Origin of the sequence: [Micrococcus luteus] ATCC 49442, assembly GCF_010367585.1 — a bacterium.
GTDB lineage: Bacteria > Actinomycetota > Actinomycetes > Actinomycetales > Micrococcaceae > Arthrobacter > Arthrobacter luteus_A.
Map to the genome: position 1 here is coordinate 3945777 of NZ_JAAAXP010000001.1, position 20483 is coordinate 3966259.

General features: G+C 65.8%; 18 protein-coding genes and 1 pseudogene. 9 read left to right on the forward strand and 10 right to left on the reverse strand.

All coding sequences use genetic code 11. The features are described from left to right. The first annotated feature begins 69 nt into the window (after positions 1 to 69). Positions 70 to 1146 (forward strand): metallophosphoesterase family protein, encoded by a 1077-nt coding sequence (locus tag GUV69_RS17925; RefSeq protein WP_164204897.1) that lies wholly within the window; start codon positions 70 to 72, stop codon positions 1144 to 1146. A 106-nt stretch (positions 1147 to 1252) separates the two neighbouring features. Then, on the forward strand, positions 1253 to 2287 hold the full coding sequence (locus GUV69_RS17930) for an LLM class flavin-dependent oxidoreductase (RefSeq protein WP_164204898.1): 1035 nt from the start codon (positions 1253 to 1255) through the stop codon (positions 2285 to 2287). A gap of 87 nt (positions 2288 to 2374) precedes the next feature. Here the strand turns inward: GUV69_RS17930 and GUV69_RS17935 are convergent, their stop codons facing one another. After that, positions 2375 to 3298, reverse strand: coding sequence for an AraC family transcriptional regulator (locus tag GUV69_RS17935; RefSeq protein ID WP_164204900.1), 924 nt, complete (start codon positions 3296 to 3298; stop codon positions 2375 to 2377). Positions 3299 to 3572: 274 nt separating this feature from the next. On the opposite strand from GUV69_RS17935, the gene GUV69_RS17940 reads away from it, so the two are divergent. The 5 genes from GUV69_RS17940 to GUV69_RS17960 are packed head-to-tail and all read left to right on the forward strand — an operon-like array spanning position 3573 to position 8871. Then, positions 3573 to 4919: an ABC transporter substrate-binding protein gene (locus GUV69_RS17940; protein ID WP_164204902.1), complete on the forward strand. Its 1347-nt coding sequence runs from the start codon at positions 3573 to 3575 to the stop codon at positions 4917 to 4919. 26 nt (positions 4920 to 4945) lie between these two features. After that, positions 4946 to 5914, forward strand: a complete 969-nt coding sequence (locus tag GUV69_RS17945; RefSeq protein ID WP_164204904.1) for a carbohydrate ABC transporter permease — start codon at positions 4946 to 4948, stop codon at positions 5912 to 5914. Next, on the forward strand, positions 5911 to 6828 hold the full coding sequence (locus GUV69_RS17950) for a carbohydrate ABC transporter permease (RefSeq protein ID WP_164204905.1): 918 nt from the start codon (positions 5911 to 5913) through the stop codon (positions 6826 to 6828). The genes GUV69_RS17945 and GUV69_RS17950 overlap by 4 nt, the downstream gene beginning before the upstream one ends. 40 nt (positions 6829 to 6868) lie before the next feature. Further along, complete coding sequence (locus tag GUV69_RS17955) at positions 6869 to 7927, forward strand: NAD(P)-dependent alcohol dehydrogenase (RefSeq protein ID WP_164204907.1); 1059 nt, start codon at positions 6869 to 6871, stop codon at positions 7925 to 7927. A gap of 2 nt (positions 7928 to 7929) precedes the next feature. Beyond that, the gene (locus tag GUV69_RS17960) at positions 7930 to 8871 is read left to right on the forward strand and encodes a carbohydrate kinase family protein (RefSeq protein ID WP_164204909.1); all 942 of its coding nucleotides are present in this window, start codon (positions 7930 to 7932) and stop codon (positions 8869 to 8871) included. Between the two features lie 62 nt (positions 8872 to 8933). Here GUV69_RS17960 and GUV69_RS17965 read toward each other — a convergent pair whose 3' ends face one another. Beyond that, entirely contained in the window at positions 8934 to 9641 is a 708-nt protein-coding gene (locus GUV69_RS17965; RefSeq protein WP_164204911.1) for a hypothetical protein, read from the reverse strand. A 160-nt stretch (positions 9642 to 9801) separates the two neighbouring features. Between GUV69_RS17965 and GUV69_RS17970 the strand changes: the two genes are divergently transcribed. Next, entirely contained in the window at positions 9802 to 10575 is a 774-nt protein-coding gene (locus GUV69_RS17970) for an oxygenase MpaB family protein (protein WP_164204913.1), read from the forward strand. Between the two features lies 1 nt (position 10576). On the opposite strand, the gene GUV69_RS17975 is transcribed toward GUV69_RS17970, so the two are convergent. The 3 genes and pseudogenes from GUV69_RS17975 to GUV69_RS17985 form a co-directional block, all read right to left on the reverse strand. Continuing rightward, complete coding sequence (locus GUV69_RS17975) at positions 10577 to 12010, reverse strand: CotH kinase family protein (protein ID WP_164204915.1); 1434 nt, start codon at positions 12008 to 12010, stop codon at positions 10577 to 10579. 163 nt (positions 12011 to 12173) lie between these two features. After that, positions 12174 to 13544: an allantoinase AllB gene (allB, locus tag GUV69_RS17980; RefSeq protein ID WP_164204917.1), complete on the reverse strand. Its 1371-nt coding sequence runs from the start codon at positions 13542 to 13544 to the stop codon at positions 12174 to 12176. Between the two features lie 10 nt (positions 13545 to 13554). Continuing rightward, positions 13555 to 13770, reverse strand: a pseudogene (locus GUV69_RS17985) (hypothetical protein); the annotation flags it as partial. Between the two features lie 91 nt (positions 13771 to 13861). On the opposite strand from GUV69_RS17985, the gene GUV69_RS17990 reads away from it, so the two are divergent. Further along, on the forward strand, positions 13862 to 14794 hold the full coding sequence (locus tag GUV69_RS17990) for a threonine/serine dehydratase (protein WP_164204919.1): 933 nt from the start codon (positions 13862 to 13864) through the stop codon (positions 14792 to 14794). A 108-nt stretch (positions 14795 to 14902) separates the two neighbouring features. Here the strand turns inward: GUV69_RS17990 and GUV69_RS17995 are convergent, their stop codons facing one another. The 5 genes from GUV69_RS17995 to pucL all read right to left on the reverse strand — a co-directional run bounded on the left by GUV69_RS17995 (position 14903) and on the right by pucL (position 20470). Then, positions 14903 to 15190 (reverse strand): hypothetical protein, encoded by a 288-nt coding sequence (locus tag GUV69_RS17995; RefSeq protein ID WP_164204921.1) that lies wholly within the window; start codon positions 15188 to 15190, stop codon positions 14903 to 14905. 531 nt (positions 15191 to 15721) lie between these two features. Further along, entirely contained in the window at positions 15722 to 16534 is an 813-nt protein-coding gene (locus tag GUV69_RS18000; protein ID WP_164204923.1) for a bifunctional allantoicase/(S)-ureidoglycine aminohydrolase, read from the reverse strand. 13 nt (positions 16535 to 16547) lie between these two features. Beyond that, positions 16548 to 17861 carry a DUF6986 family protein gene (locus GUV69_RS18005; protein ID WP_164204925.1) on the reverse strand — a complete coding sequence of 438 codons (1314 nt, stop codon included), beginning with the start codon at positions 17859 to 17861 and terminating at the stop codon, positions 16548 to 16550. Between the two features lie 3 nt (positions 17862 to 17864). Beyond that, positions 17865 to 19478: a malate synthase A gene (gene aceB / locus GUV69_RS18010; protein ID WP_164204927.1), complete on the reverse strand. Its 1614-nt coding sequence runs from the start codon at positions 19476 to 19478 to the stop codon at positions 17865 to 17867. Between the two features lie 86 nt (positions 19479 to 19564). Continuing rightward, on the reverse strand, positions 19565 to 20470 hold the full coding sequence (gene pucL, locus GUV69_RS18015; protein WP_164204929.1) for a factor-independent urate hydroxylase: 906 nt from the start codon (positions 20468 to 20470) through the stop codon (positions 19565 to 19567). Positions 20471 to 20483: the final 13 nt, after the last annotated feature.

Here is a 20483-nt window from a genome sequence, read left to right on the forward strand (position 1 = left end):
GGCACACGCCCAGCGCAGCCCGGGGGATAACCCGGCCACCTGGGCAGCCATTGACCGAGGAGACCCTCCGTGTTTGTTAGAAGCGCCGTCACCGCCTTTGTGACACTTTTGTCCGTGACCGGACTCGCGGCCCCGTCCGCTGTTCCCGACGCCGCGGGTATTCCGTCCGGCGAGGGTGTTCCGGCCGGTGCCCCCGTCAGCGACCAGGCGTTCAGCTTTGGCGTCATCGGCGACATCCCGTACGGCGCCGCTGAAATCGCCAAGTTCCCGGCCCGGATAAAGGACATCAACGCTGACAGCGGGCTGAAGTTCGTCACTCACGTGGGAGACATCAAGAACGGGTCATCCATCTGTTCTGACGAGTACTTCCAGCACATCCGCTCCGAGTTCGATACCTTCGAGCACCCGCTGGTCTTCACCCCCGGCGACAACGAATGGGTGGACTGCCACCGCACCAACAACGGCACCTACAACCCCCTGGAGCGGCTGGACAAGCTGCGCCAGGTCTTCTTCAACGAACCCGGTAAGACGCTGGGAGAGACCATGCCCGTCACAACCCAGGAAAGCCAGGGCTTGCCGGAGAATGTCCGCTTCACGCAGAACCGTGTGGCTTTCTCCGTGGTGAATGTCCAGGGCAGCAACAACTCCCTGCAGCCGTGGACCGGCCTGGGCGAGACGGCCGCGACACCTGAGCAGCTGGCCGAAGTGGAGCACCGGACCGCTGCCGTCCTGGAGCAGATCCGGACCACCTTCAGCGAGGCTACGCGCCGGAACGACCGTGCCGTGGTCCTGATGACCCAGGCTGACATGTTCGATCCCTCGCTGCTCGGTACGGCGACCGACGACCCCGAAACCATGTCCGGTTTCCGGGGGATCGTCCAGGCCATCGTCGAGGAGACCAACCGCTTCGACGGTCCCGTCTACCTCATCAACGGCGACAGCCACGTCTATGCCGAAAACCACCCGCTTGCCGAAGGCTCACCGTGGCTGGCTGTCTACGGCCAGGACACGGCCGCTGACCACCTGCAGCGCATCACGGTGGACGGATCCGCCAACGCCACCAACTACGTGAAGTTCAACGTCGCGGCGAACAACGCAAAGGGCGGCGAAATCCTGTCCTGGGAGAAGGTGCCCTTCAGCGGGTAACCGCAGCGGGCGGACGACGGCGGCGCCACCCGTCGTCGTCCGTTTCCGGTTCCCGTCCAAGACGCCGCGCGGGAATGAATCCAGAAACTTGAATGTTCAAGCAGTCATGGACTTTGGCATCTTTACCTTCGGCGAACTCACCCGCAGCGATACCGGCAGCGCCCTTTCACCCGGGCAGCGGCTCAAGGAGATCATTGAGCTTGCCAAACTGGCGGACCAGGCGGGCCTCGGCTTTATGGGCCTGGGGGAACATCACCGGCACGATTTCGCGCTCTCGGCCCCGGAAATCGTCCTCGCGGCTATCGCCCGGGAAACCACCAACCTCCGGCTCAGCACGGCCGTGACCGTGTTGTCCACCCAGGATCCCGTCCGGATTTTCGAGCAGTTCGCCACCCTGGACCTCATCTCCGACGGCCGCGCCGAGATCATTGCCGGCCGTGGGGCGTTCATCGAGTCCTACCCGCTGTTCGGCCACGACACCGCGGACTATGACGGCCTGTTCGACGAGAAGCTGCGAATGCTCCTCGAACTCCGCGACAACGCCGTCCTGAACTGGAAGGGCAACCTGACCCAAAGCATTCCAGGTATGGACATTGCGCCGCGGCCCCTCCAGGAAAAGCTCCCCGTCTGGGTAGGCGTGGGCGGCACGCCGGCCAGCTTCGCCCGCGCCGGACGGCTTGGCCTACCGCTGTTCATCGCCCTGCTGTCCGGCCCGGAACGCTTCCGCCGCCTGGCCGCGCTGTACCGGCAGAGCGCCGACGAAGCAGGGCATGATGCCGCAGCCTTGCCGGTGGGCGTGGGCGGGCACTTCTACGCCGCGGCCACCTCCCAGCAGGCGCGGGACACGTTCTACCCGCACTACCGCGCATACTTCGAGCAGAACATGCCGCGCAACGTGGACCACTTCCCCCGCTCCACCTTTGATGACTGGAGCGATCCGGGCGGCGGACTGCTGGTGGGCAGCCCGCAGCAGATCATCGAGAAGCTGCTGGTCATCCAGCAAACGCTGGGCAACACCCGCTACATGGCGCAGATCGGCCTGGGCGGCCTGCCGTTCGCCGAAACCGCCCGCTCCATCGAGCTCCTCGCCACCGAAATCATGCCCGCCGTCAACCGGGAACTGGGCGCCAGCGCCGCCTAAGCGCAACGTGCGCGGACGACGGCGGGAGGTTCCGCCGTCGCGCTGGTTTTGCCTGGTCTCCGCTGCAGCTGCTGCGTGGGGTCTGCATCAGCCCTGCGTCCGCTGGCGGTACTGCCGGGGCGTTTCGCCGGCGTCGTTGAGGAAATGCCGGTTGAAGTTGGACAGGTTGGAGAAGCCCACTTCGTAGCAAATGTCAGAGATGGCCTTATCGCTGTGCTCGAGCAGTCGCCGGGCATGGGCAAGGCGAAGTTTCCGGACCAAGTCGCTGAAATTCTGCCCGGTGGCGCGTTTGAAGTATTTCGAGAATGTCGGTTCGGGCATCCCCACCAGGGCGGCCGCTTCGGACATTTTGACGCTGCCGGCGTGGTTGCTGAAGACATACTCGAGGACGATGTCCACCACCGCGGCGGCCTGTCCGTCCAGCTGCGGCCCGAACCATTCGTCCGCCAGGTAGCGCCGGTCCTGCTGCGGAGCATGCGCAAGAATCGCAAAGAGTTCCAAGAGATGGTGCAGCCGTTCCAGCCCGGTGGAAGCCCCCATCGCTTCTATGGCTGCGGCCGCCGTCACAGCCGTGGTCCCCAGGAATTCGATCCCGCGCGCGGACTGTTCGAGCAGGGGCTTGATTTCGGCGAATTCGGGAACAAGGGTTGCCGTCTGTTCCACCCACTTCCCATCGAACTGGATGAGCGCGTCCCTGCCCGCGATGACCTCGCCGGGCTCGAGGTCACTGACCCAGTCGTGGGGAAGTCCTGATCCCACCAGGGAGACATGCCCGGCCTCGAACGTGCCGATGTGGTCGCCAACGATGAACTTGCCGGTGCCCTTCCGGATGAGGTGGATCTCGTACTCGGGATGGTAATTCCACCGTGCCACGGTGCTGGGGTAGTCATGCTGGTGCCACCGGACGGAGTGGTCCGGGTCCGGCGGGATAACTTCCCGGTTGGCGCGCATGCCCAGCAGCCTTTCGGCCAGTCGGGCCGTTGCTCCGTCGCTCAGGTCCGCAGCACTCATGATGGTTCTCCAGGCTTTGGGGTTTCATGAAATTTGGACACGATACCGTGCGCCTTCCCCAAGATTAGCGCCCACACCGCGGATCATGCGGAAAATAAGTATCAGAATATGTCAACGACGACGCTAGTTGTGGCATACCGCACACATCTACAGTTGAGGAAGACCAGCCCGGCCCATCGAAATCCCGATGACGGGCCAGCCACAGCCGCAGGACGTCGATACCGCAGTCGACGCAAACCGGCTGCGCATCCCCTGAAGAACAAAGGAGTCCTTAATGCGCCCAAAAATGCGTGCTGCGACCCTCGCCGCCGGCGCTTTGTGCGTCGCCCTGAGCGCCTCGGCCTGTGCCGGAGCCGGCGGAGGCAACTCCGCCGGTGACCCGAACAGCATCAACGTCCTGATGGTGAACAACCCTCAGATGGAGGACCTGCAGCGGCTCACCGCAGAGAACTTCACCAAGGAAACCGGCATCAGGGTGAACTACACGATCCTGCCGGAGAACGACGTCCGGGCCAAGATCAGCCAGGAATTCTCCAGCCAGGCCGGCCAGTACGACGTCGCCTCGCTGTCCAACTACGAGATCCCGTTCTTTTCCGCCAACGGCTGGCTCGCACCGCTGGATAACGTCGCCGCGGACCCCGGGTTTGACCAGGACGACATCCTGCCCGCCTACACGGCTTCGCTGACCGGGGCAGACGGCAAGCTCTACGGCGAACCCTTCTACGGCGAATCGTCCTTCCTGATGTACCGGAAAGACATCCTGGAGGCCAAGGGCCTGACCATGCCGGAGAAGCCCACCTGGGACGAAGTCGCAGCGATTGCGGCGCAGGCGGACGGGGCAGCCCCGGGAATGAAGGGCATCTGCCTGCGCGGCCAGCCCGGCTGGGGCCAGGTCTTCGCGCCGCTGACCACCGTGGTGAACACCTTCGGCGGCACCTGGTTCGACAAGGACTGGAACGCACAGGTCAACAGCCCGGAATTCACCGCGGCAGTGGAGTTCTACACCAAGCTGGTCCGCGAACACGGGGAAGCAGGAGCCGCCCAGGCCGGCTTCACCGAGTGCCTGAACAACATGAGCCAGAGCAAAGTGGCCATGTGGTACGACGCCACGTCGGCCGCGGGAGCCCTGGAAGCCGATACGTCACCCGTGAAGGGGAAGATCGGCTACGCCCAGGCCCCCATCAAGGAAACCAAGTCCTCGGGCTGGCTCTGGACCTGGTCCTGGGCCATGCAGGCGGCGTCCAAGAAGCAGGACGCTGCCGGGAAGTTCATCGCCTGGGCCAGCTCCAAGGAGTATGAGGAGCTCGTGGCATCAGAGCTCGGCTGGGCGAAGGTACCCTCCGGCAAGCGCATCTCCACTTACGAGAATGCCGAATTCCAGAAGGCGGCGCCCTTCTTCGAAGCTGAACGCTTCGCCATCGAGAACGCCGATCCGAAGAACCCCGGCCCGCAGGAACGCCCCGCCGTCGGCATCCAGTTTGTGGGTATTCCCGAGTTCGCGGCCCTGGGAACCAATGTCTCCCAAGGTGTCAGCTCCGCCATCGCCGGCCAGGGCACCGTGGCCGACGCCCTGGCCAAGGGCCAGGAAGCCGCCCAAAAAATCGGCAATAAGTACAAGTAGCAGCAACCGAAACGCAGGAGAACATCATGACTACCGCAACGGCGCGCATCTCCCGCCCGGGACACCACGCAGCCAAACCCTCACGAGAAGCCAAGTCGCGCGAACGCGCCCTGGCCTGGGCCCGGCGCGCACCGCTGCTCCCGGCCCTGATCTTCCTCATCCTGGTCACCCAGCTTCCATTCGTGGTGACGCTGATCATCTCGTTTATGAACTGGAACAGCCTGAGCCCGGACAAGACCGCCTTCGCGGGCTTCGAAAACTACGCCACGGTCCTCACAGACCCGGACCTTCGCCAGGCCATCTTCACCACCATCCTCCTCACCGTCTCCGTGGTCCTGATCAGCCTCCTCATCGGCCTGGGCCTGGCCCTGCTGCTGGACAAGAAGTTCATCGGACGCGGCCTCGCCCGGACATTGCTGATCGCCCCGTTCCTGGTGGTTCCCGTGGCCGCGGCCCTCATCTGGAAGCACGCACTCCTCAACCCCACCTACGGGCTGATCAACGGCATCCTCACCTGGGTATGGTCCCTCTTTGGCAGCGCCGCGGCACCGCAACTGGACCTGCTCTCGCAGGCACCAATGATGGCCGTCATCATCTCCCTCGTGTGGCAGTGGACCCCGTTCATGATGCTCATCCTGCTGGCCGGCCTTCAGTCCCGACCCATGGACACCGTGGAAGCTGCCCAGATGGACGGCGCCACGCCCTGGGGGATATTCCGCCACCTGACCCTGCCGCACCTGCGCCAGTACCTTGAGCTCGGCGGACTGCTCGGAGCCATTTATATCGTCCAGAACTTCGACGCCGTCTTCACCCTCACCGCAGGCGGACTGGGCACCGCAAACCTGCCCTACGCCATCTACCAGACGTTCTACTTCGCCAACGAATACGGCCTGGCCTCCGCCGCCGGCGTCGTGGTGGTCATCGGCACCATCATCGTGGCCACCTTCGCACTCCGCACCGTCTTTTCACTCTTCAAGAAGGAGGCAGCACGATGAGCACCCTCACCCCCGCCGCACCCCGCAGCACATCCTCCGGCCCCACAGCCCTGAACACCGGCACCCGCAAACGCGGGAAGGCACGCATGGACCCCACCCGCAACAACACCGCCGCCGGCATCGCGGCGTGGCTGCTCGCCCTGCTGTTCGCCGTCCCGGTCCTGTGGATGATCCTCACCTCGTTCCACTCCGAGACCGACGCCGCCACCAACCCGCCCTCCATCGCCGCGAACCTCACCCTGGACGCGTACCGGGAATTCTTCGGTGAAACGTCTGGCGTCAGCCCTTGGCCGTCGCTGATCAACTCCGCCACCGCATCGATCCTGTCCACCGTCCTGGTGCTGCTCCTGGCCTTCCCGGCCGCGTATGCGCTCTCCATCCGGCCGGTGAAGAAATGGACAGATGTGATGTTCTTCTTCCTCTCCACCAAGATGATGCCGGTGGTGGCCGCGATCCTGCCGCTGTACCTGTTCGCCCGGACCGTGGGGGCACTGGACAACATCTGGTTCCTGATCCTGATGTACACGTCCATGAACCTGCCCATCGCCGTCTGGATGATGCGCTCCTTCCTCGCAGAAGTGCCGGAAGAAATGCTGGAGGCCGCCCAGATCGACGGCGCCAACCTGCTGCTCATCCTCCGTAAGATCATCGCCCCCGTGGCCATGCCCGGCATCGCTGCGACAGCCCTGATCTGCTTTATCTTCAGCTGGAACGAGCTGCTGCTTGCCCGGGTCCTCACCGGGGTGGTGGCAGGCACGGCCCCGGTGTTCCTCACGGGCTTCGTCTCCGGCCAGGGACTCTTCCTGGCGAAGGTCTGCGCCGCCGCCGTCGTGATCTCCCTGCCGGTGCTGTTCGCCGGTTTCGCGGCCCAGGACAAGCTCGTCCAGGGTCTCTCCCTGGGCGCCGTGAAATAGCCGGCACCCCCACTTTCGAATTCGTAGAAGGAGTACTCCCATGACCACCTCAACCACGCACGCCCGCGCCGCCAGCCCCGAAATTCCGGCCACCATGCGCGCCTCGGTGCTGAAGCGCCAGGGCGACATGACCATGGAAACGCTGCCCGTTCCGACGCTCGACGCCGACCAGGTCCTGGTGCAGGTGGCTGCCGTGGGGGTCTGCGGCAGCGACGTCCACTACTACGAGCACGGCCGCATCGGCGACTACGTGGTGGACCACCCGCTCATCCTCGGCCACGAACTCTCCGGCCGGATCGCCGCCGTCGGAAGCGCCGTGGATCCCGCCCGCATCGGCCGGCGCGTCGCCGTCGAGCCCCAGCGCCCCTGCCGCACGTGCAGGCAGTGCAAGGCCGGCCGCTACAACCTCTGCCCGGACATCGAGTTCTACGCCACCCCGCCGATCGACGGCGCCTTCGCCGAGTACGTGACCATCCAGTCCGACTTCGCCTACGACATCCCGGACAGTGTCAGCGACGAGGCGGCTGCACTGATCGAGCCGCTCTCCGTGGGCCTCTGGGCCTGTGAACGTGCCGGGATCAAGCCCGGCAGCCGGGTCCTGATCGCCGGCGCCGGCCCCATCGGCATCATCGCCGCGCAGGCGGCCCGTGCGTTCGGAGCCACGGAAATCTACATCACGGACATCGCCGACGACCGGCTCGAGTTCGCCCTCAAACACGGTGCAACACACGCGCTCAACGCGAAAACGGACAGCGTGGAAGGGCTCGACGTCGATGCCTTTATTGACGCTTCCGGCGCCCCGCAGGCAGTCCGTTCCGGGATCAAGGCAGTGGGCCCGGCAGGCCGGGTGATCCTGGTGGGGCTCGGGGCGGACGACGTCGAGCTCCCCGTGTCGTTCATCCAGAACCGGGAAATCTGGCTCTCCGGCGTGTTCCGGTACACCAATACGTGGCCGCTGGCGATCCAGCTGATCGCCGACGGCAAGGTGGACCTGGACATCCTGGTGACCGGCAAATTCAGCCTTGCCGAGTCTGAAGAAGCCCTGAAAGCGGGCAAGCAGGCCGGTCAGCTCAAGGCCGTCGTCTACCCGGGCCGCTGACCATGATCACCGTCATCGGCGAATCGCTTGTGGACATCATCAGCGGCCCGCACCGGGAGGCGCCCACCGAGGCGCACCCGGGCGGGAGCCCCCTGAACGTGGCGGTCGGCGCGGCCCGGCTGGGCCTGGCGACCACCCTCGTGACCCACTACGCCGGCGATTCACACGGGGACATGATCGAAAAACACCTGAGCGTGAACGGCGTCACCGCGATCCGGGGCGGCAGCGCACCGACGTCGACGGCCACTGCCACGCTGGGGCCCGACGGCGGCGCCACCTATGCGTTCACCATCAGTTGGGACATCAACGGGGCAGCCCTGCCTGCCCTTGAAGCGGTCCAGGGTTCCAGGCACGTCCACACCGGATCCATTGCCGCCGTGGTGGCGCCGGGCGACCAGGCCACGCTTGCCCTCCTGGCGGCAGCCCGGGAGCACGCGAGTATCAGCTACGATCCGAACTGCCGGCCCGGGATCAGCCCGGACGTGGACGCGGCGCGGGCACAGGTCGAACGCTTTGTCACCGCCAGTGACATCGTCAAGGCCAGCGACGAAGACCTCGCCTGGCTCTACCCGGACCGGACGCCGGAGCAGTCACTGTCAGCGTGGCTGGAGCTCGGGCCGGCCATCGTCGCCCTGACACGTGGCGCGGCCGGGCCGGTCATCCTCGCCCGCCGGGGCCGGGTGGAGCTGGCCGCCGAACCCATCAAGGTGGCGGACACTGTGGGGGCGGGCGACTCGTTCATGGCAGCCCTCATCTCGGGCCTGGACCAGCTCTCAGCCCTCGGCGCCGGCGGAAGGCGCCGGCTGCAGGCGCTCACCGTGGAGGAGTTGCAGGCGCTCGCGGCTTACGCCAACCGCGCCGCGGCGATCACCTGCTCACGGCCAGGGGCCAACCCGCCCGGGACGGCGGAACTCGGTCACCTGACCGTGCCGCTGCAGGCCTAACGGGCCACCAACGGAACCAGCCACGCGCGAGGTTGCGGGCCAGGGCAGCGTCACGCCGTTTTTCAGAGGTCGTGCGGACAGATTTCAGCGCCCGCCAGCTCAGGCCTTCCCTGCCCGAACGCGGGGTCGTCGTCGCTTCCTGCCCAGACGACACCGCCTCGGGGACAAGGCATCACCGCGAACGCTCTGCCATCAAGCCGGGCCCGAAGGTGGCGCCCGTCATCCTCGACCACGTCCCAGCCCGCCGCTGGCAGCGCTGCACGGTAGTGCTGCAGCACATCGGCGTCTCCCGAGAGCACAAACCCGCGGGTACAGCCACCGACACCGTTCATGCCGCCACCACCGAAATGCCCGATGTGCTCGATGGAATCGAACGTCTGCTGGGACTCACGGTCTGCGCTGGCCGTGCGTTCATCCATGCCCTCGATCACGCATTGCGGAGTCGAGTTGAACTGCACCTCAAGCCGCTGCCCCAGTGCCGAGGGGGTGACAGCGAACATCCCGACCAGCATGAGCACCGGGATGGCAACGGCTGCCAGCCGCATCCAGAGTCGTGTCGAGAGCATAAAGCCGATCAAGGCAACCACCGCGACCAGGCCAAGCGCCAACCCGGCGGGACCGGCCGTGAGCCCCCACGTGAGCCCTTCCAACGCGGTAGCGGTGATATCGCCGTACACTCTCATAAATTCGTAGTGGACCAGCACAGCGAGCAGAGCCAGTCCTGCCCCAACGACGAGCAGCACTGCGGCGGAGACGGCTCGGCCGGTCACGGGCATGGCTAAGTATAGGACCGCCTGACCAAGTGTCAACCGTTCCTCAATGGCGAGGAGTGCGACGGCCGCCAGGACCGAAGGAGACAGCCGGAACTCAGGCAAATTGTCGCCGGACAGGCCCTGTACCGGCCGCGGGGATTCTGGGTATCGTGTGGGCATGGTGCGCAACGTGGCCGATATTGGAGCGGAAGGCGTTCTGCTCGCGGGAGCCGGGCGTGCCATTTTGCTGCAGATCGCCAACCCCGCGGTGGGTCACGGTGTGGCCGAGCACAGCGACTTCGTTTCGCGGCCCTTGGACCGTTTTCGTGCCACGCTCACCTATGTGTACGCGGTGAGGTACGGAACTGAGGACCAGGTGGCAGCTGTCCGCCGCAGCGTAAACCGCGCCCACGCTGTTGTGCGCCGCAAGGCCGGGGCAGGCCACCACGGATACAGCGCCTTCGACGCGCACGCGCAACTCTGGGTGGTGGCAACGCTGTACGACACCGCGGTCACCGTCTACGAGAAGATCTACGGCCCGATGGACGACGAGACAGCCGAGCTGATGTACAAGGACTACGCCCGGCTCGGTACCGTCCTGCAGCTGCCGGCGGAACTCTGGCCGGCTGACAGGGCAGCCTTCAGGAAGTACTGGGACGCCCGCATGCAGGCTCTCGAGCCGGACGATGTCACGGCGCGCGTCGGCCGCGATCTGCTCTACCCGCCAACCGGCCCGCTCTGGCTACGGATGAGCATGCCAGTGATCCGGTTCATCACCGCAGGTCTCCTGCCCGATCGCCTTCGAAGCAGCTACGGCCTGCCGTGGAGTGCGCGCCGCAGCCGCCTCTTCGACCGCACCACCCGTGTGTCGGCCGCGGTGTATCCACGGCTGCCGCAACCGGTCCGGCATTTCGCGAAGAACTACTGCCTGGGCCGGCTCCGCGCAGCGTAGTTCAGGAGCCCACTGCCGCGCGGAGCGCATCGGTGCGTTCCTGCAGGAAGGTGCGGAGCGTTTCAGTCTCCGCTGCCAGTTCGTCGGCGGTCAGACCATCGCTTGAGGGCACGACGGCGGCGATCGCGTCCAGCAGGCCGGCGGCGGTCCCGCTGGCGTACAGCTGCTGATAGAGCTCTGCGTAGGCGTCGTCGTAGGCGGTCTGGAAGGCGGCCGAGGCCAGGAACCTCTCCTTCAGTTCGTTGCCGCCGCGGCCGGATCCCGCAGGGGGCGCACCGGCGTCGTCATTTTGCCCGGGTGGCCGCATTGCCCCGCCACCGCCGCCACCTGCGCCGTTTCCACCGCCGCCGATGGACAGCTGCTCGTCCGGGGATGCGGCCGCGTTCCCGGTCATTGCCAGATTCAGGTCCCAGGAGATCACGGATATCTTTTTCGTCCCGAGGTCGTACCAGAGGTAGTAGTTCTGGCCGGGGCCGGCCATGTCGTCGCCGTTGACCAGGAGGTTCATTGTGGCGGTGTAGCGTGCGAAGGACTCCACATCCACCCACTCGCCCAGCCGGGCGTCGAACTCCTCGTCGCTGGCTTCGGACAGCCACCTCAGGAAGTCCACAACGGGCTGGACGTCCGCCGTCTTTTTGGCGTTGAGCTGCTTGAACTGTTCCTCGTAAGTGGCCAGGTCGTCGCCCTGGTAGGTAAAGCTGGACTCGGCATCCGCTTTGTAGAGGACCCCGGCGGTGTCGAACAGGGAATCCGCGTACGCCTCGTCCGGGTTTTCCACCAGCAGCCGGGTCTGGGTGGCGCTGCCGTTAACCGAGTAGGTGGTGTAGGCGTAGCGTTGCGTGGCCTGGCCGCTGGCCGCAGTCAGCGCAAGCGCCAGGGCCTCGTTTAGGACGGGGGAACCGGGCCTCAGCGAAAGCTGTGTCAGGCCTTCATAGGTCTGCGCGTCCACATACTTGTCGAAATCAATCAGTAGCGGCAGCGATTCGGGGACATCAGAGGAGATCCCGGCCGACGTTCCGCCGGGACCGCCCATACCGCTGCCGCCGCTGAGGCTCCTCAAGGTGGAGTTGCCCTTGAGGCGCACGCCTACGTTGGACACCAGCGTGCCGTCGATGGTGATGTTGGCCGTGATCCAGTCCTTGGAGCCGTCAGCCTCATAGGCGGCGATCATGGCGGCGTAATCATCCGCGTTCCACGTGATGCTGACCGAATGGGAGGCGCCGTCCGCGAAAAGGGTGGTCCCCGCCGTCGTCGTTGCAGCTTCTGTCCCGTTCGCCTCCGCTCCGGCCGCGGACGCCGCTGTGGACGTCGCGGTGGACGTCGCTGTGGCGGAGGACCCCGTGGAGGTGGCGCCCGTGCCGGTTCCGCAGCCCGTCAGGGCGAGGGCCACCGCAAGGACGGAGGCGGAAAGAATGGCACCGGTGGAACGTTGCATGGGTCCTGCTTCAGGCTCGGGAATGTGTTCATTCCACGGTTGCGGGTGCAGCTGTGCTGTTCCTGTGCCGGGGCCATACGGCCGGTGTGCATCGCGCTGGAGCTGCGTTAAGTGAGAGAGCGTCCGGGGATTTTCCGCATTAAGTGAGAGAGCGTCCGGGTGGCTACACGCTTCGCCGGCGGATCAGCCTGCCGCGGGGTGTCAATCCGTCCACCTCAACGCCGCGCAGGTATGTTTTCCGGACGACGCCGGTGAGCGCCTTCCCGTCGTAGGGCGTGATGGGGTTCTTGTGCTTGAGCCTGGCGGCGTCCACCACGAAGGTTTGGTCCGGTGCGAACACTGCGAAGTCCGCATCGAATCCGGGAGCCAGCTGGCCCTTGTTGTGCACGCGGGCCACGACGGCGGGTTTCTCAGCCATCCAGGAAACCACCTCTGCCAGGGTGATGCCGCGCTGCCGGGCTTCGGTCCACACCAGGGCGAGCCCCAGCTGCAGGGAGGAAATGCCGCCCCAGGCCACGGCGAAGTCGCCGTTCTCCAGGTCCTTCAGGTCCAGCGTGGAGGGGGAGTGGTCCGAGACGATGCAGTCGATGGTGCCGTCCTGCAGGCCCTGCCACAGCAACTCGCGGTTGGAAGCCTCGCGGATGGGCGGGCAGCACTTGTATGCCGTGCCGCCGTCGGGAATCTCCTCGGCCATGAGGGTGAGGTAGTGCGGGCACGTCTCCACGGTAAGGCGGACGCCGTCGCGCTTTGCGCTCGCGATCATGGGCAGGGCATCCGACGAGGAGAGGTGCACAATGTGGGCGCGGGCGCCGGTCCGTCGTGCCCGTTCGATGACCTCGGCGATGGCTGTGTTCTCGGCATCGCGCGGGCGGGAGGCCAGGAACGTCCCGTAGTCGCCGCCGCCCGGGTGCGGAGCGTGGTCAATGGTGCGGGAGTCCTCGGCATGCACCAGCATGAGGGAATCGAAGGACCTGAGTTCGGCCATGTCCTCCTCCAGCCCGTCCGCGTCCAGGTGCGGGAACTCGTCAACGCCGGAATCCAGCAGGAAGCATTTGAAGCCGAACACGCCTTCGTCATGCAGGGGGCGCAGGTCGGCCTTGTTGCCCGGGATGGCGCCGCCCCAGAACCCGACGTCCACGAACGACTGGTCCGCAGCCACGTCCCGCTTGAGCTTGAGTCCCTCCACGGTGGTGGTGGGCGGGATGGAGTTCAGCGGCATGTCGATGATGGTGGTGACGCCGCCGGCTGCCGCGGCGCGGGTGGCGGAGGCGAACCCCTCCCACTCGGTGCGGCCGGGCTCGTTGACGTGGACGTGGGTATCCACAAGGCCGGGAACGAGCGTTTCGTCGTCGGCAAGCTCGACAAGTTCAGTGCCGGCCAGTTCCGTGCCGGCCGGTTCAGTGCCGGCGAGGCCGCTGCCGAGCGGTTCGACGGCCACGATCCTGCCGCCGCGCACGCCCACTTCCCGCTGGGCGATGCCGTCGGCAGTGAGGGTGCGGCCCCGGATCACCAGGTCAAAGCGTTCGTCAGGCACGGACGTCCTCCTGTGAGACGGCGGCCGCCGCGGTCGCGAGGTTTTCGGCACCGGGGGCGTCGTGTTTTTCGGGCGAGTCCCCCTCTACCCGGTTCCCGTAGAGCGCATGGAAGGCCCTGCAGCCCAGGCGCTCGCCGGCATCAAACCCGGCATCAAACCCGGCAGCCCGACGTTCGGGCAGCGGAAGCTCGGTCAGGAGGATGGAGCAGTTCACCGTGTAGGTCATCGTGGGTCCTTCCGGGAAGGGGCGTTGATCCATCTTCGCGCGATAGCCTGAAGACCGCCCGCAAGCCGCACTCCGGAACGAGGATTTCCCCTTGATTACACGCACCGACGTTGACGAAGCGGCTGACCGGATCGCACCGAGGATCCGCGTCACGCCCGTCCTGAAGGCCGACGCCGCAATGTTCCCCGGCGATGTGTGGCTCAAGTGCGAGTTCATGCAGCACACCGGCACGTTCAAGGCCCGGGGCGCGTTCAACCGGGTCCTGGCCTGCCGCGAGCGCGGCGAACTGAAGGATGACGTTGGCATCGTGGTGGCCTCCGGGGGCAACGCCGGCCTCGCCAACGCCTATGCCGCCAGAGAACTCGGCGTCCCCGCCACGGTATTTGTGCCCGAGACGGCTCCCGCCGTGAAGGTCAAAAAGCTCTGGGCCGTTGGCGCCAACGTGGTTCAACGCGGGACCGAATACTCCGAAGCGTACGACGCCGCCATCGCCTACGCCGCCGAGACCGGCGCCGTTTACTGCCACGCCTACGACCAGCCGGAGATCGCAGCCGGCGCCGGGACCATCGGAACCGAACTGCTGGAGCAGCTGGGCGAAGTGGACACCATTATGGTGGCCGTAGGCGGCGGCGGGCTCATGGCGGGCGTTGCGGCCGCCGTCGAGGGCCGGGCCACAGTGGTGGGCGTCGAATCCGAAACAACGCCCACCCTCCACGCCGCGCTCGCCGCCGGGGAACCCGTGGACGTGGCCGTCGCCGGCATCGCCGCCGACTCCCTGGGGGCCCGCAGGATTGGCCGGATCGGGTTTGAGGTGGCGGTCCGCACCGGCGTCCGCGCTGTGCTGGTCTCGGACGAGGACATCGTGGCCGCCCGTTCCCTGCTGTGGCAGGAGTACCGCATCATCGTGGAGCACGGGGCGGCTGCAGCGTTCGCAGCCCTGCAGTCCGGCGCCTATGTCCCGGCGGCCGGGGAACGCGTGGCCGTGATTCTCTGCGGCGCCAACACGGACCCCGCCACGGTCTGACCTGCGGGGGCATCGAAGAGCCAGGGGTTGTGGGCCCCTGGCTCAGGACTGCATTGATTAGTACTGCATTACTTAGTACTGCGTTGATTGGTACTGCATGGTTGTCAGTTAGCGGTCATAGTGCGAATTGACGTACCTCAAGGTGGGGCTCTTGTCGTAGTGCCACTTCGTCACTTTGCCATCCTTGTTCTCAACCCCGTACCAGATCACGTGATAGACCTCTTCACTGCCGCGGCGGTCGAGGTTCTGCCGAACTTTGTCGAGGCTGTCGATTACTTTGTGGCCCTTCACGTCGCGCTCAAAGTAGTCGTCGCCCAGCCTGGTATCCCGGCCGCGATCAGCTTCGTAGCGTACCTGCTTGATGTGGACAGTCCGCTTCCCATCTTCACAATTCACTTTGATCCTGAAGTTCACCCATACCCCGCGTTCGTCCGAAGGCTTCAGGGCTTCGACTGTACATCCGCGTTTTGAATCACGGTCATTGTCAGCTTGGGCCGGGGCAGCAAACACCGCGGAGCCCCCGAGCAAGCTCAATGACAGGGCCGGAACCAAAGCGATCCTTGCCCGCATTGAACGGCTTTTCGTAGTTGTAGTGCCAGACATTATTTATTGCTCCTTGTAAGGATGCGATTCACAATTTTTGGGCAGCCAAAAACCGCGCAACCGAGCAAAATGTCGCGCTTGGAGCAGCGTGGCGGCCGCGGCCTTCTTGGTCCCCATTTTTCAAACAGCACGCCCGACTGAGCGGGGGCTTGACTCCGGACTCACTTTCGATGTTGTGATCCGGTAAATCCATGGTGCGCCTGCATTCGGGCCTAGCGCTAGGGCAAACTGCAACCTTTTTCAGTTGCTTCTTTCGATTGCCAAATAGTACGTGGCGGCCTTGTCACAGGCGTCAGCCTGGTCACTCCAGTACCGGCGAGAAGCTCAGGTGAGCCGGATCTGGCGGTTGACGTCCTTGTAGAGCAGGTAGCGGAACTCGCCCGGTCCGCCCGCGTAGCAGGCTTGCGGGCAGAAGGCGCGCAGCCACATGAAGTCCCCGGCCTCCACTTCCACCCAGTCGCTGTTGAGCAGGTACATGGCCTTGCCCTCCAGGACGTACAGGCCGTGCTCCATCACGTGCGTCTCCGGAAAGGGGATCACGCCGCCGGGCTGGAACGTCACGATGTTCACGTGCATGTCGTGCGCCAGATCGTTGGGGTCCACGAAGCGGGTGGTCTTCCAGGCGCCGTCCGTGTCCGGCATGGACGTCGGTTCCACGTCCTGGTCGCTGGTGACGAACGACTTCGCCTCGTAGCCTTCGAGGCGTTCGTAGGCTTTGCGGATCCAGTGGAAGGAGACGATCTCATCCGAGACGTTCTCCAGCCCCCAGCCGGAACCGGCGGCCAGGTAGGCGTAGCCGCCCTCCGCAAGCTGGTGCAGTTCGCCGTTCAGGGTCAGGTTGACCTTGCCCGTGGTGACAAAAATGACGCCTTCCACCCCGGCCTCGAACTCTGCTTTGGGGGCGCCCCCGCCCGGGCCGATCTCCACGATCAGCTGCGAGAAGGTGGTGGCAAAGCCGGAGATCGGGCGGGCAATGATCCAGGACCGGGTGTTGGAGAAACCCGGCAGGTTGCTGGTCACGATGTCGGTCAGGACGCCCTTGGGGATGACCGTGTACGCCTCCGTGACGATGGCCCGCTCCGTGGTGAGGTGCGTTTGCGGCGGCAGGCCGCCCTGGGGGTAGTAGTACGTGCCCATGGTGGAGCCTTCCTTACTTCGAGATGGACTGGGGCTGCGAGGCGGGCTGTGATTTGGAAGTGGACTGCGCCAGCCGCGGGTGCGCCAGTGCGGTCAGCCGGGAAAGCTCGACGCCGGCCAGCACCTGGATCTCGTCGGCACCGACGGCGCCGCATTGGACGCCGCGCAGCACGAAGGCCGCCAGAGCCCGGGCCGTTGCGGGCTCGTCCAGCACGGCTCCAGGGGTCCGCGCCAGATAGTTCCGCAGCCGGGCCGCGGCAGCCGGGAGTCCCTCGCGGTAGAACGCATACGTGGCGGCGAAGCGGCTGGGCAGCTGGGCGGGGTGGAGGTCCCAGCCCTGGTAGTAGCCACGCTCCAGCGACCGGCGGACCAGCCGGCCGTGCAGCGCCCAGGCGTTTTCGACGTTGTCACCCACGGGGATGATGTTGGTGGAACCGTCAGAGAGCCGGATGCCCGTTCCCGCGACAGCCAGCTGCATCACTTCCTTGGCGAAGTCCGCCACGGGGTGTTCCATGGACTGGTATTCGGCCGAGATCTGCAGCGATGCGGAGTAGTCGTAGGTGCCGTAGTGCAGGGCGCTGATGCGTCCCGGGACCAGGTGCGGCAACTGCGCCACCGGGGAGGTGCCGTCCGGCCCCAGGATCAGCTGCGGGGTTTCCACCTGGACCTCGAAGCGGAGCCGGCCGGCAGGGAGGGAGTGGACCTCCTCAAGCCGGGAGACCGCATAATCCATGGCCTGGACCTGGGCAACGGTGGTGACTTTGGGCAGGGTCAGGACCAGGCCCTCGGGCAGTTCTCCGGCCGCTGCGAGCCCGGAGACAAAGAGGTCCAGCGTCCGAAGCCCGCGGGCCCGGGTGGCAGCTTCGAAGCACTTGAACCGTATCCCGATGAACGGGGGAGCGGTGCCGGCGGCAACTGCGGCAGCCACGGCGGACGCGGCGGCAACCGCGGCGGCGTCCTCGGCATCATCGCCTCTGTCCCCGTAACCGTCCTCGAAGTCCAGGCGCAGGTCCTCGATGGGTTCGCTTTCCAGCTTGGCCCGGACCCGTGACGCAACCGCCCCGGCGAGTTCGGCGTCCTGGCCCAGCAACGCGCCCAGGCGTTCGAGCCCGCCGTGAGCTGCCGCCGTCGCCAGCGCCTGGGAACCCCAGTCCGCAGCGAGCGACGGCGTAAACCGGTCCGCGGGGATGTAGACACTGTGCACGGGCTGGCGCGAGCCGTCGTCGCCCGGGTAGTTCCGCTCCAGAAGACGATCCGTAGCGGCGAGTTGGGCGTCGATGTGGGCGGTGTCCGCCGCGGACAGTGCAGGAGTGGGGGACACCGCCATGCCTCAGTCCACCAGTTCGTAGGCCGGCAGAGTGAGGAAATCGGTGTAGTCCTCAGAAAGGCAGATGCCGGCAATCAGGTGGCTGGCGGGTTCGTAGTAGCCCTGGAACGCTTCCTCGTCCACCTCCGCCCGGAGCCGTTCCGTTTCCTCACCCAGGATCCGCTCCACGAGTTCGCGGGTCACGGTGTTGCCGGTGTCTGCCAGGACTGACTTGTTCCGGATCTGTTGCCACACCTGGGACCGCGAGATCTCCGCCGTGGCGGCATCTTCCATCAGGTTATGGATGGCCACGGCACCGTTGCCGGACAGCCACACCGCCGTGTAGGCGACGGCGACGTAAAGGTTCAGGCGCAGCCCGGCCTCGGTGACCTGGCCACCTGCTGAGGCGATGTCCAGCAGCTGATCGGCCGTGACAGTGACCTCCGGGCGCTGCTTGTCCAGCTGGTTGGGCCGGCCGCCGTTTTCCGGATCGCCAAGCACGGCATCGAACACCTCCTGGCAGGTGGACACCAGGTCCGGGTGCGCCACCCAGGAACCGTCGAACCCGTCATTGGCCTCACGGGTCTTGTCCGCGCGTACCTTCTCGAAAGCAGCGGCCGTGACGTCCGGCTCCTTGCGGTTGGGGATGAACGCCGCCATGCCGCCCATGGCGAAGGCACCGCGCTTGTGGCAGGTCTTGACCAGCAGCTCGGTGTAGGCGCGCATGAAGGGGGCGGTCATGGCCACCGAGGCGCGGTCCGGCAGGACAAACTGCTCACCGGCGTCGCGGAAGTACTTGATGATGCTGAAGAGGTAGTCCCAGCGGCCCGCATTCAGGCCGGAGGCGTGGTCCCGGAGTTCGTAGAGGATCTCGTCCATCTCGAACGCGGCAGGGATGGTTTCGATCAGGACGGTGGCCCGGACCGTGCCCTGCGGCAGTCCGAGGAAGTCCTGGGCGAAGACGAACACCTCGTTCCAGAGGCGGGCCTCAAGGTGGCTCTCCATCTTGGGCAGGTAGTAGTACGGACCCTGGCCGTTCTCCACCAGCTGCCTGGCCACGTGGAAGAAGTGCAGGCCGAAGTCCACCAGCGCACCCACGGCGGGTTCGCCGTCGATCAGCACGTGCTTCTCCGGCAGGTGCCAGCCGCGCGGGCGGGTCACCACCACAGCGAGCGGAGCATCGGTCCGCAGGGAGTACGCCTTGCCTTCGGGCGACGTGAAGCTGAGGGTGCCCCGGGCGGCGTCGCGGAGGTTCAGGATGGAGTCGATGACGTTTCCCCAGGCTGGAGTGCTGGCATCCTCAAGATCCGCGAGCCACACCTTGGCACCGGAATTCAGGGCGTTGATGGCCATCTTTGCCGGGGAGGCGGGGCCGGTCATTTCCACCCGGCGGTCCTGCAAAGGTGCCGGCGCCGCTGCAACTTTCCAGTCGCCGTCGCGCACGTCCCGGGTCTCCGGGAGGAAATCCAGCTTGCCGGTTTCTGCGACCTTCTGCCGCTTCACCCGGCGGGCAGCAAGAAGTTCGTTGCGGGTGCCGGCGAAGCGCTGGTGGAGTTCCTCGATGAACGCCAGTGCCTCGGGGGTGAGGATTTCCTCAGCCCGCTCGATCGGCTGGGGGTCGGTCACGGTGATGGCCATTTCTGGTCCTTTCGATGGCTGCCGTCAGGCAGTTCAGTCGGATGAATTTCGCGCTGTGATGTCCGGTGGTGGTCCCGTGCTGAAAGCTAGCAGAACCCGGCGATGCCGGACCAGGCCGTCTCAGCAGGGACAGCGTCGTCGCGCTGGACCGTGGCTTCGATCAGTCCGTAGGGCCGGTCCGCGGCGAAGAAGACCTCGTTGGGGTTGTCGAGGCCGAACGGCGAAAGGTCCACCAGGAAGTGGTGCTTGTTGGGCATCGAGAACCTGATCTCGTCGATCTCGCCGCGGGCTTCCAGGACCTTCCTGCCCATATCGAACAGGGTCTGCTGCAGGGCGTGGGAGTATTTCTCCGTGAAGGCTTCGAGCAGGAGGGCCTTGATGTCGGCGTAACTCTTGTTGAAGTCCAGCGTGCTGAAGTCAGTCCCGGCTTTGAAGCGCCAGCGCGCCGAAACCTCGGTGGCCAGGATGCGGTCCGTGGTTTCCGGGAGCGTGGTGTATTTGTCCTTGTCGTAGCCCACAAAGCCGGACTGGGTGGTTTTGAGGACCGTGAGGTCCTTCAGTCCGGCGATGAGGTGGGTGCCGGCGCCGTCGCGCACCAGGACGGCGGTGCGGACTTCCTGGCCGTTGCGCACAAACGAGTGGTGGTGCCCGGAGCCGTGGGCCTGGATGCGGTCCCAGCTGTAGGACTCGGCTTCCCACCGGCCGCCGGTGACCCAGTCGAAGCTGGACGTGAAGTGCTCTCCGAGCCGCAGCAGGAACGCCTCGGGGGAGCCGACGCCGTCACGGGCGAAAGCGAAAATGGTGTTTTTCTGGGTGTCCGTGGCCACCACGTGGGAGTTGTCGCCCTCAAGGTGGGCGGCCTCGAAGTCCCCGCGCAGCTGCGAGGTGACATTCAGGTCCTCGATCTCGTGGCGGCGGGTGTCGCGGGTGATCTTGACGACTCGGACTTCGGCTTTTCCATACTGGTTGGGTCCCAGGATGATGTTGCTCATGGTCGGATTCCCC

What these genes read in the sequence shown, in the direction of transcription:
- GUV69_RS17930 (WP_164204898.1), top strand. Translation starts at nt 1,253, where the DNA reads ATGGACTTTGGCATCTTTACCTTCGGCGAACTCACCCGCAGCGATACC.
- GUV69_RS17935 (WP_164204900.1), bottom strand. Translation starts at nt 3,298, where the DNA reads ATGAGTGCTGCGGACCTGAGCGACGGAGCAACGGCCCGACTGGCCGAA.
- GUV69_RS17940 (WP_164204902.1), top strand. Translation starts at nt 3,573, where the DNA reads ATGCGCCCAAAAATGCGTGCTGCGACCCTCGCCGCCGGCGCTTTGTGC.
- GUV69_RS17945 (WP_164204904.1), top strand. Translation starts at nt 4,946, where the DNA reads ATGACTACCGCAACGGCGCGCATCTCCCGCCCGGGACACCACGCAGCC.
- GUV69_RS17950 (WP_164204905.1), top strand. Translation starts at nt 5,911, where the DNA reads ATGAGCACCCTCACCCCCGCCGCACCCCGCAGCACATCCTCCGGCCCC.
- GUV69_RS17955 (WP_164204907.1), top strand. Translation starts at nt 6,869, where the DNA reads ATGACCACCTCAACCACGCACGCCCGCGCCGCCAGCCCCGAAATTCCG.
- GUV69_RS17960 (WP_164204909.1), top strand. Translation starts at nt 7,930, where the DNA reads ATGATCACCGTCATCGGCGAATCGCTTGTGGACATCATCAGCGGCCCG.
- GUV69_RS17970 (WP_164204913.1), top strand. Translation starts at nt 9,802, where the DNA reads ATGGTGCGCAACGTGGCCGATATTGGAGCGGAAGGCGTTCTGCTCGCG.
- GUV69_RS17975 (WP_164204915.1), bottom strand. Translation starts at nt 12,010, where the DNA reads ATGCAACGTTCCACCGGTGCCATTCTTTCCGCCTCCGTCCTTGCGGTG.
- GUV69_RS18000 (WP_164204923.1), bottom strand. Translation starts at nt 16,534, where the DNA reads ATGGGCACGTACTACTACCCCCAGGGCGGCCTGCCGCCGCAAACGCAC.
- GUV69_RS18005 (WP_164204925.1), bottom strand. Translation starts at nt 17,861, where the DNA reads ATGGCGGTGTCCCCCACTCCTGCACTGTCCGCGGCGGACACCGCCCAC.
- aceB (WP_164204927.1), bottom strand. Translation starts at nt 19,478, where the DNA reads ATGGCCATCACCGTGACCGACCCCCAGCCGATCGAGCGGGCTGAGGAA.
- pucL (WP_164204929.1), bottom strand. Translation starts at nt 20,470, where the DNA reads ATGAGCAACATCATCCTGGGACCCAACCAGTATGGAAAAGCCGAAGTC.